Consider the following 12515-nt stretch of genomic DNA (forward strand, 5'->3'; position numbering starts at 1 on the left):
ACAAAAATTAAATTTGTATTTTAATCTACTTTCTTATTTTCTTTCGCTTGTTTTGCCTACTCTTTTCCTATTTTATCTGCAATCTTTAAATAACTCTTCTCTATATTTTTGGTAATTTTAGCTTTTACCTTCGAATTCCCCGCTTAATCTAACAATTTGACACAAGTTTCAATGTTCTTTTATAACCATTTTTTCTTCTATTTATTTTCTTCACTATACATATTCGGAGGGGTACATAGTTTTATGGGGGTCAAAAAATATTTTTTATAAAAAAATAAAAACCATCAAATTGATGGTTTTCTTGTAATATCTATTCATTTTTTATAACTAAGTTTAAGCATGATACAAGATTTTATCGGCTTCTCATTATATCTAAAAGAGTCTTAGCTATTCTCTACCAATTTTCTCTATTTTTATCTTTCTTGGTTATCATAATATGTTTTATCTGCATATTTTTTATCATTTCCTTTTAGATAAGCTAAAATTACTTTTGGGTTTTTAAGCAACGCCCAGTCTCCATATGTATCAAATCTTCTGCATGAAGTTATCATTCCATTTTTAATGGTACCGAATTTCTTATTATTTTGCTTTCCCCATTCTTTTAACCGTTTAGCGAAATCTGCATCTTCTGCCATAAGCATATTTTCGTTAAATCCGTTGATTGCCATAAAGTCTTTTTTATAGCACCAAAAAATCCCTACAGATATAGCTCCATACTTAAAAAGTAAGGGGATTATTATTAAAATTGCGGAAAAGAATATTCCTAAAGATATTCTTTCAAACTTCCCATTTACCCCACCACCAATATATTTACCTGAAGCTAAATATTTATCTACATTAGACAACATAGACTCTGTCATTATGGTATCAGCGTCTATAGTAACGATTATTTCTCCACTAGCTATTTTAGCCCCTGCATTTCGGATTTTAGATAAGTTTTTATCGTTATTTTTTAATGTAATACAGTTATAAGATTTTGCTATTTCCTCTGTTTTATCTGTACAACGATTTAAAACAACTATGACTTCCATTTGATCTTTATATGCCTCTGATGCCGTTGCAATCGAATCTAAACATTTTCTAATGTACTTTTCTTCATTATGTGCAGGGATTATAATAGAAAATTTTACATCTTTTTTTAAATTGCTTCCTGAAGATGCGTTTGTTTCATTCATAATATTCCCCCTTATTTTATAAGGTAAATATCTATTATATATAACGTATATTAACATTTATTAGGTTATATTATAGAAACTGCAGGTTAACTGCTATTGAATTTGGAGGATTAAAAAAACAACATAAATTGTAGTGAATTAATCAATGATTCTATGTGGAATGTATATAAGATGGACACAAAAGAAACCCTTCTAATTCGTTTAGAGGGATTTCTTTAATTTATTATCGCTATTAAACTAAAATCTCATAATCCCCCCTAAGCGAAATTTTATACTAACTTGTAACAAAACAGCTTATTTGGGAGTATTTGTTTTTTTAGCTTGCTGACAATAGCCCATAAAACAACAATTAGTTAATTTAATATTTTATTCGTTGTTTTATTTCTTTAAAACGAACCTGTATTAATTTCTTGATATCCGGGTGATCCTTATATAAGGTAACGGTATACATGATGGAAGATGCAAGAATAGTAGACCATATTAACCAATCTCCAGCATGAGAAAGAACTTTAATTATTTCACTCGTAAACTGTTCCTGTCCCGCATGAAATGTCGATATGAGCGAATTAAGATTGAACAACAATAAAATAATAATCCTGCCCAAAATCATAATAATCCATCCGATAATATACGTATAGCCTCCAACACTACATAATTGATTGTTATGATGAAAAACTTTCACTCTCTTAGCTTGCCAATAACCAACTATCGCTCCTAATATAAGCAAGCTAATTAATTCTATTGTAATGATAAAGTCTAATCTATTTGGAAGACCCATACAAGTTCTGATTATAGCCATGATTGGTATACCAAGAAGATCGAAGCTATCTACTTTCTTCGGGATAAGCTGCCTAATAATCAATACAATAACGACTACAAGAATAATAATGAAAACTTTATTCATGCGATTAATCCCTCTTTTTTTCTTTTAAATAATACTCAATAAGTTGATTTACTTTTTCTTCTGGATATGAATCTGGTGTTTGAAGGACATGAATTACTAGCCCATCGATAAATCCGTACAGTATCTCTAATTCAAATTCTCTATTGTGACCTGCTGTGACGTATCCTAGATCCCTCATTAAATCGAGAATTATTCCCATAAGATACCTCGTATGGTCATCCATTTTCTTCCGAAGTTCAATAAGTTCTGGGGAACTAAAGGATATACCCAAAAATGTAATCCAAACCTTCCCTTCCAACATTTCTTCTTTATTAGAAGGAATAATAAATTTCATTAATCTTCTAAGCGCTTCTTCTTTCGTTCCCTTAAATTCACTTGTACGAGTGCTTGCCCGTTCTTCCATTCGATTCAATACTAAATTCATTGCATAATGAATTAATTCATTTTTAGACGAAAAATGATGCTGAACAAGTCCAACCGAAATGTTTGCTTCGCCAGCGATTTGCTGTATAGAAGCTTTATCAATACCTTTTTCTAATATTACACGCCAAGTAGCAGTGGCTATCTGATTCTTCCTTTGTATTTGATCAACAATTTTAGGCACTCATATCCTCCTCCCTTTTTATAATATGATCATATTATAAAAAGAGTACCTAAAATAAAAAAATACGGTATTCCTACCGTATCCTCTAAAAAAGAAACAGCATCTACTACCATTTTTGAAAAAACGTTAGGTAAAAGTAAGAACATACAGTAGCTGGCTTTATTTTTAATATCATTCTTATTCCCCTTACAATCGTTTCAAAAAGATGGTAAATTTTCCGAAGAAGACTCTTACTGTCGACGTTCAAAAGCAAGACGTACAGCAAGACCTGTCAAGACGCTTGCCATAAGCCAACGCTGCACTCGCAGCCACGTTGGGCGTGTGCCAAACCATTTGGCAACTCTACTTGCTGTAAATACAATTAAGAGGTTGACTATAAAGCTAACCGTTATTTGCGTAAAGCCCAGAACTGCACCTTGTAGAAGCAACGATCCTTTCTCAGGATCTTCAAATTGAGGTAGAAGTGACACATACAAAATAGCAATCTTAGGATTCAGAAGATTCGTCATAAGTCCCATTAGAAATAATTTCTGTGGCGGCTCAATAGCAATAGTACGAGGTTCCATAATAGATGTAGCACCAGGCTTAATCGAATTCCATGCGAGCCAGAGTAAGTAAGCAGCACCTGCCCACTTAACTGCTTCATAGAGAGACGGAACAGCAAGGAAAAGGGCTGTAAGTCCGAACATTGTTGCGATTATATAGATTATGAAGCCAAGCATGATACCCAAAAGAGAAATGAATCCTGCCATACGCCCCTGCGTAATCGAGCGAGAAATGAGATAAATCATGTTAGGCCCAGGTGAACAAACCATGCTAAGTGAAACAATTGCAAAAGCTAGCAAAGTACTAAAACTGACCATGAATCTTCCCCCTTTATCTTACATGAATTTCTTATCGTTCATTTTATCATGACTAACGAGAGAACAGGATTAATGTATGCCTATTCATATAAAGTTAATATAGTGTACTATTATCGGGATTCAACGTATTTTGAAGACGATGAAAAGTCCTCCATTTTTTTACTGAAGGACTTTCGTTTTCACATATTTCCCGTTCTCGGAAGTAAGAATTTAAAAGTAACCTATCCATAGCGATATTAAAGCTACTACTAACAGGGCAAGAGGAAATATGATATTTCGAATCCACTTATGTATATCATCAAAATACCGTTCTACAAATGCAACGTTGATATAAAACATGAGAAATACAACAAAGAAAGTAAGGTTACCAAATTTATCGTTCAATTTTTCATTGGTAAAAGTGCTTACTTGAAGGAATAGTAAAGCAAAAATTACTAAGAATAACTCAAGTAGCCTTTTTTTGCTCACCCCACCACCACCTTACAGTAATTTCCTTTTGTTTCATTATATAAGAACGTAGTGTGTAGCAGACTGTAAATATTATTTACTTATATAAAAAAAGGCTACCAATTCAAGATTGTTAGCCTTCATAGCGCCTTTAAAAAAAACAACTCAATATAACAAAGGACTGATTCTTCAACTTACACTATATTCTCCTTTTATTACAAAAAACGAACCTCGAATTGTTCCAGCAAGTTTAGACTTTTGCCTAGCAAATTTAAACTTATCTTCTAATTCCTTTGGTACCTCCATTCCTTCAGAAAGCTTAAATCCAACAGCACGCTTCTTTGGGGTATCCAGTGTATACATGACGTTGACTGCAAGACCAACCTCATAAAAGACATAAGCAAATTTAATATTTTCCACTTGAAAACACGATGTTTCTAAAGGTTTGGCCGCAAACTCAATATCACGTTCTTCTTTCAAAATGCGATTCACATAATCAAGAGTCTCCCCGCTTTCATTAGCTGGTACAACCGTAAATTCATACTTGTATTTGTTCATAAAGTAACGTGCTTCATGAGCACGTAAACCAGCAAGCGCTTCTGCTACAGGCGAAGACTCAAAGCCAGCTATAGTTACATTTTTAAAATCAACGATACAGGACAATTCCACCCCTCCTTTAATCTCCTTACTTCCTAACAACTGGGATCCACATTTCACCAAATACTAAACCGTTTCGCTGCCCCATCTCAACCGTTGTATTTGGTCCACCAACATAGGCGAAATCATTTACTGCTGGTAAGACTTGACCAAAGGCAATGCCAGTAAGCTTATTACTTAGCTCCTCAGCCGTCTTACCTTCCCCTTTAACTACTAAATATTCTCCCCTTGGAAACTGGATAACTCTAGATTCTTCTTGTATCGTTGCCTCTGTCATGACACCAGCATAATACATCATCTTGTTATTCACCGCTTCACTCACAGAAAAAATGTAATCATTTGTAGCTAAAGCTTTTAAAGTGTCCAGCCTTCCATCTTCTTTAACAGCTGACCAAAAGTCTTCCTTTTCTTTATTTATTCCAGCAAAGTCTGTGTATTCACTTTTAATTTCAGTTCCAATACCTAACACGATAAAGCTATCTTTTTCTTCTAAAGAATAATTTTTCATATTCAAAACCTTCCTCACTTTTAAATTAATCAAGTAATTTATCTTTTCTCTTGATGAGTTTATAATAACTTTAAATCATGTCAAAAAATGATACTGTTTAGGAGACCAACATGAAAAAAGTTGAACGGATTAATACACTCATGCGGTATATCAATAACCGCTCTCACTTTACAATTTCTGAAATCATACGAGAATTTAATATCTCTCGATCGACAGCTATTAGAGATATTAGAGAGATTGAAGCCATGGGGATGCCACTTGTCGCTGAAGTTGGAAGAGATGGAGGATATTCTGTTATGCATAACTCTATTCTGCCCGTTGTTCGCTTTACTGATAACGAGGTCAAAGCTCTTTTTATTGCCTTTATGGCCACAAGAAATCAACAACTTCCCTATCTAAAGAGTCGTCAGTCTTTAGCTGAAAAACTACTAGGACTCATCTCAGAAATCCAGCAGGATGACCTTGTTCTTTTAAATCAGCTCTTACTTTTTGAAGGGACTAATCCCCACAATCCCGACTTGCTTGAGCTTTCTGACCTCCCACATCCTATGTTAGAAAAACTCATCCAAATCCTTCTTTTGGATAGCCATTTATTGATTACCCTAAAAGAAGAGGCGGAAATCAAGTCTTATCCAATTTATCTACTACACCTTTATCAAGAAAAAAGCCATTGGATAATTGAAGGCTTTGACGTAAAAGAAGAAAAGAAGAAGATGTTTCCTGTCGATCATCTCATCAATGTCGAACCCTATACGCCAAAAAAGAGATTAAGTAAGAAAAAGATTTTAGAAAAACTCAGTAAGAAAGACGAAGCAATCAACCTTGTACTTGAACTCGGTTCAAAAGCGATTGCCCAGTTCAAAAAATATCATCCTTTAAAAATTTCAATTTCCTATACAAATCCTTACCAATCCACAGCCATTCTAAAGACTTTTATCAATGTTAACAATCTCGATGAATTAACAGAGATAACAAATTGGCTACTTTTCCTAGGTAAGGATATTAAGGTCAGGGAAGTGCCTGAAGAAGTATTAGAAGGTTTACCGGAGAGATTATGTTTATACTACCCATAAGCGGTGACCAGTTACCTCTATTCAAATACCTAGTAAAAACATTTTATTTACTACCGCTACTTTAAACGCTCTTCTAGCAATCACGTCCACACAAAAAAGACATGAACTAATCTTTGTTCATGTCTTTTTATATTAGAGTTTAACCCTCATTAAATTACTTGTTTAAAATTCGAATGTGGATTTATCTTATCCATCATCTCTTTCATTCTTTATTCATATCCCACTATTTTAGCACTTGAACTAACAATAACGAATTAGAATAATGACTTAATACTTGCTAAGACAGTAAGTATACCTATAATAATGACAAATACATTGCTCATTTTCCCTCTGTATTTAGCCAGTACTGGTACTTTACGAATCGCATACATTGGTAATAGACATAAGATGGCAGCAACTAACGGACCACTAAGGGCATCAATAATTCCAAGAATACTTGGATTTGCATAAGCTACATACCAACATGTTAATACGACAAAAGTAAGGATCATTGTCTTAACTGTTTTTTCTTCGATATCTTTTCCACGTGTTTTACCAAACTTCATAATCACGTCACGCATTACCTCATATGCTCCTATATAATGGCCAAGGAACGACTTTGTTATAGCCACAAAAGCAATGATAGGAGCTGCAATTGTGATTACAGGCGAATTAAGCTCGTTAGCAAGATATGAAAGGATTGATAAGTTCTGTTCTTTCGCCATTTTTAGATCCTCTGGAGTCAAACTTAGTGTGCTACTCCAAACAAAGAACATAACAACAACGAATGTCATGATATAACAAACTTTTTGTATTTGAGCACATTTAGCATCAGTAGCTTCTATTCCATACGTAGCCCTCTGTTTCACAACAAATGATGAAATCATAGGTGAATGATTAAATGAGAATACGATGATCGGTAGTATCATCAATATCGTTCCAAAATATCCTGTTCCTGTTGAAGCAGTTGAAACAGTTGAAAAGCTAAGCATTGACGTATTCCACTGTGGAATCAAAGATATTGCGATAAAAAGTAGAGAAGCTATGAAAGGATACACTAGCATACTCATGACCTTTACAGTAATATCTTGACCAAAATTTAGTATAGCGATAAGGCCGAGCACTAATACAAGAGATAGAATGGCCCTTGGAGGCTCCGGCATGTGCAATTGATGCACGATAAAACTACTTGCAGTATTTGTAAGCGCAACCGAATACATTAGTACGATTGTGTAAATTGAGCTGAAATATACTATGTTAAAAATGATACTTGCCTTATTTCCGAAATACTCTCTTATTGTACCTGTAATCCCCTCATCAGCAGAATTAGAAGCGTATATCATTTTAGCAAGCGCCCTATGTGAGTAATACATAACTGGATATGCAAGCAATGTAATTAACAGTAATGATAATAAACCACCTGAACCTGCATTAATAGGTAGAAAGAGTACTCCTGCTCCAATTGCTGTTCCAAAAAGGCTCAATGCCCAGGTAGTATCTTGTTTATGCCACTTTTTAGGATCTAGATAGTTCTCATTTTTCACTGCAGTATTTTCAGCTTGAAATTCTATTTTTTTTGCAGTATTCCCATTCATATAATAAATCCCCCTTGTATCCTATTCTTACGTCTCTTTTTAGGCTTAAGAATATAGACCATTCTTAAAAAATGAATCGCTTACTAGATGCGCCATATTGTAAACGATTCCACCTAAAGCTGTCTCTCTTAATGTGCGAGGCATTTATCCTCCAACCCTATACTTCGTCAGCATTGATGATATTGTTTACACCAGCTAATACGATGTCCACTGCTACTACACTATCTTGAAGAAATTCCCCCTTCTGGTCACGCACCTTTCTGCAATTAATCGTTTCAGTCTGTCCAACTTTAAAATGTTTGATATTTTCTCCGTAGGTAACCGATTACCTCTCGACGCCCTCATTATAACGTTTATATTTGCGAGTCTAATATTTTTTTATTTTTAGAAAGACAGAATAAACAGAATTATGAATAGATAATAAATTACAATTAGTATATAGCAGTTGTGTCTATTTTTTGAAGCTGTATTAGTTAGCAAAAAGGGGAAAATAATACAGATATCATTTTTGTTAACACGTTAATTATATTGGGAACTCATTATAAAGATAGTTATATTCCCCTTTGCTGAAACATCTTATTTTAGATGTAAAAACTGTTATAATAAATAATCACTGTAGATATAAAGGAATAAATTAAGAAAACATAAAATCATCTAAACGAATATTTATTACTAACGTCGAATCAATATGCATTTTTCAGAAAAAAAGAACTTCTTTTTCAAGGAGCCTCTACATCTTCTAAAATGATTGACATGTTACGCCTTTCAAAAGGATAACACCATAAGTTTCCATTTACTATATGTAATATTTATTAAGTGTAGTTTTTTTCTAAATATGCATAATTTCATGTTTAGAAAAAGATAGTATACTGTCGTATTGTGTAATAAATATATAGCCCACCTATGGAAATAGGCATACAAAAACGTCACCCTTTTCTTTGAGGAAACAGAAAGAATAGCACATTTTTCATTTTAGGGGGGATTTTATTTTGTTAGCTTGATAGCGATGTGGTTGTTCCCCTTAAACTATAAACGTATTTTGTAAACGGGTTTATGCTGTTCAGAACTTTGCAACGGTACCGCTTCTTTCATCAAAGCCTGTTGAGATTTGTCTCGCATAATCTCTTGTCTTTCATGCTAAATGCATTTATAACAAAACTTTCCGAGCTGACCCGATTGTTGAACAAAGAAATACGCTACAAAATAAAACTTCTGATTAAACTTTTTACAAATTATCAATCTTTATTATTAATGATTAGACTGATTTATAAATTATCGAACCTTATTTTAAACCCACAGTAGTTGGAGGAAGTTTGACGCTAACAGATGATACACCTGAAATATCTGAAAGATAAAAAGTACCGGCATCCTTCCCATGAAGAATACCGGTACTTCTCATTTATCCCGCTATTTGTAGGCAGTAAGACTCCCACGGATTAAAGTTTCACTTTATCACCCATACAAAACCGCATGAAATACGCCTAACAGTAAGTATTGATCATGTATATAATCCCCATCATATACATTCATCTCGATGTAATACATATCTTCCTCAAGACGAATATTCCAATCTGCGATTACATAGCCCTTTCGTAATAACTTTCCAAGCCCAAGTGAAGTTTTGTGAACAACATATTCTTCTGCCTTATATGTAAAGGTAAATAAGAAATTTGCATCCAATAACTTTCCGTCACATACAATCATTTCATGCTCTGCATCATTATTATCGATGTACGTTACTAAAATCTTTCTTTGACGCTGCCTACTTATATCCTTTGCAATAACGCGAATATTGTCCTTACTATCCTTTATTTCATAAATGATATTACTACCAACTTTCGGAATGAAGTCTAGCACTTTCATCAGCGCATTTTTATAATAGCCCCGTACTACGCCTACTTGCTCGCTTCCATTGTAAACCTCTACTGGCGTCGTGTCCGCTTTACTATCACACAGTCGTTTGTAAGAAAGCTGCATCATTCGCTCTCCTCTTAAGTACTGATCAAACGTCACAGGATATTCTATCGCGCGCAGTTCCTTATTTAGCCCATACAAATAGCGTTGAACGCTCTCTACTAATGTTGTAGTAGATATACGCTCCTGAAGTTCAAATTGTTGCCAACTGGAAGAAACCCTCCACTGATTGTCCTCTTCATAGAAGAAACCAAGAATTACGTCATCACGGTCACTCGTTTCATAATTCATATGTACGCTCTGCCCGTGTTGAACTTGTTCCATCCACTGTCCTAAATAAATGCCCAGCTCTGCGACCTTCATGCATGACTTTTGAAAAAATACTCTGTCACCCACACAAATCGTTAAATCCCCTTCGATAAAGCCCTTTGCATAAGCAACATACCGTGGCTCATCCTTCTGTGGAATATCCTTGTCTATTTCAAACGAAAACGTTAACATCCTTTACTCACCTCTAGTTGTTACACAGCTCACACCTGACATCGCATCACTCTGAGAAACTATGTATATACATATATTTAATTAACGCACTATAATGCATGAATGACCTTAGCATAGTAGCGCTATTTTTTCTTCGCGAACTCCCTCAAAACAATATACTTCCACCATCTCCAAGGAAGTAATTTTTTCATCATAATAGCAAACTTTACCCCTTTTTCAATCGGATAACAGAGCGCAGTTTTTTTGCGATTGTAATAGAAACAATTGAAATGCATGTAATGAGTGTACATCTAATTGTTCAATTTGTATATGTTCCGCAAGATGTAGTGCGGTAGCCAGTTCTGGCGCAAACACTCCACAACGTTTGTAAGTAACCTTCTAAACTTGGACATACTGATACTAGTACATTAAAAAAGGATCCTGATTAGTCAGGACCCTTTCTTCTCTTTTACGAAGAAATTTTGTGCATTGCATTGATTTTATGACGATTAGAATTGCAGTCAAAATATTATCTCTTCCCCTTTAACTCTCTCAGGCTGATTTTTCTCAACGCCTGAACCTACTTACGTACCAACTGTGTAACCAGTAAGAATACCAATAATTATAGCAATAACTAAGAATCATGTGATTTAAATCCATTTTCCCACATATATTTTTCCGGAAAGTTTAGTTTCCATAGAGAACCGAACCGATGGTGCACTTACCCTAACTGACGTTTAAATGCTTTACCCGCGAAGAAGTAAGCGATAACCATAATGCCCACACACCAAGCGATTGCAATCCAAATATCGTTGCCAACAGTCCCTTCATATAAGAGGGCACGAATCGCATTCACAATTGAAGTCACAGGCTGATTCTCAGCGAACGCACGAACAATTTTTGGCATAGTTTCGGTAGGAACAAAGGCCGAACTGATAAAAGGCAGAAAAATTAGTGGGTACGAGTAGGCTGTCGCCCCTTCCATAGACTTCGCTGTCAACCCAGGAATGATAGCGAGCCATGTCAGCGCCAGCGTAAACATCCCCAGTATTCCAGCTACCGCAAGCCAATCCAGAATATTAGCGCTGGAACGGAAGCCCATTAAGAGCGCAACAAGGATAACCACCACGATAGTAAGCACATTAGCAACAAGTGATGTTAATACGTGAGCCCATAATACCGACGAACGCTTAATGGGCATAGTAATGAAACGTGCCATCAGCCCACTCTTTACATCCGTAAACAACCGTACGGATGTGTAAGCGACACCGGATGCGATAGCCATTAGCAAAATTCCCGGCAATAAATAATTGACGTAGTTATCCGTTCCTGTCTTTATCGCGCCTCCAAATACGTAGACAAACAACAGCATCATCATAATCGGTGTAATCGCTACCGTAATAATCGTATCCGGACTGCGCATGATGTTACGCATTAAGCGCCCTAATAATACCCCTGTTTTGCTCTTCATTTACATCTCCTCCTTTTTGCCGATGATCGCAAGGAAAATTTCTTCCAATGTCGGCTGCTTCTCGATATACTCCACTTTTGCCGGTGGGAACATCTCTTTAAGTTCTGTAAGAGTACCAGTCGTGATAATTTTTCCGCCATGCAAGATAGCGATACGGTCCGCCAATTGTTCGGCTTCCTCCAAGTACTGAGTCGTGAGCAAGATGGTTGTGCCACCGCCAGCAAGTTCCTTGACGGTATCCCACACTTCAATCCGTGCTTCAGGGTCAAGCCCTGTCGTCGGTTCGTCGAGAAAAATGACTGCTGGCGTCCCGATCAAGCTCATGGCGATATCAAGCCGACGCTTCATCCCTCCCGAATACTGATCTGCCCTCTGGTTAGCTGCATCAGTTAGGCTGAATCTTGCAAGCAAATCGTCAGCGACTTGGGCAGGACTAGAAACTCCACGCAACTTGGCGATCATTATCAAGTTTTCTCTCCCCGTGAGCATACCGTCTAAAGCTGCGAACTGCCCTGTCAGACTGATACTTTGACGAACATGATCCGATTGACGCTGGACGTCAAAACCGCAAATACCTACTTCACCACTATCTTGCTTCATCAGCGTCGAGAGGATGTTGACCGTTGTCGTCTTGCCCGCTCCATTTGATCCCAGCAGTGCGAAAATTTCACCCCGCTGCACCTCAAAATCCACCCCTTTTAAAACTTCCTTGTCTTTAAAAGATTTCTTTAACCCTTTTACAGAAATGGCTACATTACTCATACTTTTCCTCCTTATAAAAAATGTTTTGCGAAGATAAATTGCCTACACCCCTCTATTCAGTATTACTGATAATCTGTACTACT

At 35.9% G+C, this 12515-nt stretch carries 12 protein-coding genes; 1 reads left to right on the forward strand and 11 read right to left on the reverse strand.

Going from position 1 to position 12515, the window contains the following annotated elements:
- Positions 1 to 413: 413 nt before the first annotated feature.
- From JDS80_RS06865 to JDS80_RS06895, 7 genes are all read right to left on the reverse strand, one after another.
- Positions 414 to 1175 carry a glycosyltransferase family 2 protein gene (locus tag JDS80_RS06865; protein ID WP_071747518.1) on the reverse strand — a complete coding sequence of 254 codons (762 nt, stop codon included), beginning with the start codon at positions 1173 to 1175 and terminating at the stop codon, positions 414 to 416.
- A gap of 358 nt (positions 1176 to 1533) precedes the next feature.
- A complete protein-coding gene (locus tag JDS80_RS06870) occupies positions 1534 to 2079 on the reverse strand; it encodes a hypothetical protein (protein ID WP_199637623.1) in 546 nt (181 codons plus the stop codon).
- A gap of 4 nt (positions 2080 to 2083) precedes the next feature.
- A complete protein-coding gene (locus JDS80_RS06875; protein WP_071771916.1) occupies positions 2084 to 2683 on the reverse strand; it encodes a TetR/AcrR family transcriptional regulator in 600 nt (199 codons plus the stop codon).
- A 230-nt stretch (positions 2684 to 2913) separates the two neighbouring features.
- Positions 2914 to 3546: a LysE family translocator gene (locus JDS80_RS06880; RefSeq protein WP_071771917.1), complete on the reverse strand. Its 633-nt coding sequence runs from the start codon at positions 3544 to 3546 to the stop codon at positions 2914 to 2916.
- A 210-nt stretch (positions 3547 to 3756) separates the two neighbouring features.
- On the reverse strand, positions 3757 to 4014 hold the full coding sequence (locus JDS80_RS31370; protein ID WP_199637625.1) for a DUF3963 domain-containing protein: 258 nt from the start codon (positions 4012 to 4014) through the stop codon (positions 3757 to 3759).
- A gap of 168 nt (positions 4015 to 4182) precedes the next feature.
- Positions 4183 to 4692 (reverse strand): phage tail protein, encoded by a 510-nt coding sequence (locus JDS80_RS06890; RefSeq protein WP_199637627.1) that lies wholly within the window; start codon positions 4690 to 4692, stop codon positions 4183 to 4185.
- On the reverse strand, positions 4679 to 5158 hold the full coding sequence (locus tag JDS80_RS06895) for a GyrI-like domain-containing protein (RefSeq protein WP_199637629.1): 480 nt from the start codon (positions 5156 to 5158) through the stop codon (positions 4679 to 4681). Before JDS80_RS06895 ends, JDS80_RS06890 begins: the two co-directional genes overlap by 14 nt.
- Before the next feature lie 110 nt (positions 5159 to 5268).
- Between JDS80_RS06895 and JDS80_RS06900 the strand changes: the two genes are divergently transcribed.
- Positions 5269 to 6231: a helix-turn-helix transcriptional regulator gene (locus JDS80_RS06900; protein ID WP_199637632.1), complete on the forward strand. Its 963-nt coding sequence runs from the start codon at positions 5269 to 5271 to the stop codon at positions 6229 to 6231.
- A gap of 254 nt (positions 6232 to 6485) precedes the next feature.
- On the opposite strand, the gene JDS80_RS06905 is transcribed toward JDS80_RS06900, so the two are convergent.
- The 4 genes from JDS80_RS06905 to JDS80_RS06920 form a co-directional block, all read right to left on the reverse strand.
- Positions 6486 to 7805, reverse strand: coding sequence for an aromatic amino acid transport family protein (locus JDS80_RS06905; protein WP_199637634.1), 1320 nt, complete (start codon positions 7803 to 7805; stop codon positions 6486 to 6488).
- A 1452-nt stretch (positions 7806 to 9257) separates the two neighbouring features.
- Complete coding sequence (locus JDS80_RS06910; protein WP_199637636.1) at positions 9258 to 10220, reverse strand: tubby C-terminal domain-like protein; 963 nt, start codon at positions 10218 to 10220, stop codon at positions 9258 to 9260.
- Positions 10221 to 10920: 700 nt separating this feature from the next.
- Entirely contained in the window at positions 10921 to 11670 is a 750-nt protein-coding gene (locus JDS80_RS06915) for an ABC transporter permease (RefSeq protein ID WP_199637638.1), read from the reverse strand.
- The gene (locus JDS80_RS06920) at positions 11671 to 12432 is read right to left on the reverse strand and encodes an ABC transporter ATP-binding protein (RefSeq protein ID WP_199637640.1); all 762 of its coding nucleotides are present in this window, start codon (positions 12430 to 12432) and stop codon (positions 11671 to 11673) included.
- Between the last annotated feature and the right edge of the window lie 83 nt (positions 12433 to 12515).

This window comes from Bacillus cereus group sp. N8 (assembly GCF_016483685.1).
Taxonomy (GTDB): Bacteria; Bacillota; Bacilli; order Bacillales; family Bacillaceae_G; genus Bacillus_A; species Bacillus_A proteolyticus.

What these genes read in the sequence shown, in the direction of transcription:
- JDS80_RS06895 (WP_199637629.1), bottom strand. Translation starts at nt 5,158, where the DNA reads ATGAAAAATTATTCTTTAGAAGAAAAAGATAGCTTTATCGTGTTAGGT.
- JDS80_RS06910 (WP_199637636.1), bottom strand. Translation starts at nt 10,220, where the DNA reads ATGTTAACGTTTTCGTTTGAAATAGACAAGGATATTCCACAGAAGGAT.
- JDS80_RS06865 (WP_071747518.1), bottom strand. Translation starts at nt 1,175, where the DNA reads ATGAATGAAACAAACGCATCTTCAGGAAGCAATTTAAAAAAAGATGTA.
- JDS80_RS06900 (WP_199637632.1), top strand. Translation starts at nt 5,269, where the DNA reads ATGAAAAAAGTTGAACGGATTAATACACTCATGCGGTATATCAATAAC.
- JDS80_RS06905 (WP_199637634.1), bottom strand. Translation starts at nt 7,805, where the DNA reads ATGAATGGGAATACTGCAAAAAAAATAGAATTTCAAGCTGAAAATACT.
- JDS80_RS06915 (WP_199637638.1), bottom strand. Translation starts at nt 11,670, where the DNA reads ATGAAGAGCAAAACAGGGGTATTATTAGGGCGCTTAATGCGTAACATC.
- JDS80_RS06870 (WP_199637623.1), bottom strand. Translation starts at nt 2,079, where the DNA reads ATGAATAAAGTTTTCATTATTATTCTTGTAGTCGTTATTGTATTGATT.
- JDS80_RS06880 (WP_071771917.1), bottom strand. Translation starts at nt 3,546, where the DNA reads ATGGTCAGTTTTAGTACTTTGCTAGCTTTTGCAATTGTTTCACTTAGC.
- JDS80_RS06920 (WP_199637640.1), bottom strand. Translation starts at nt 12,432, where the DNA reads ATGAGTAATGTAGCCATTTCTGTAAAAGGGTTAAAGAAATCTTTTAAA.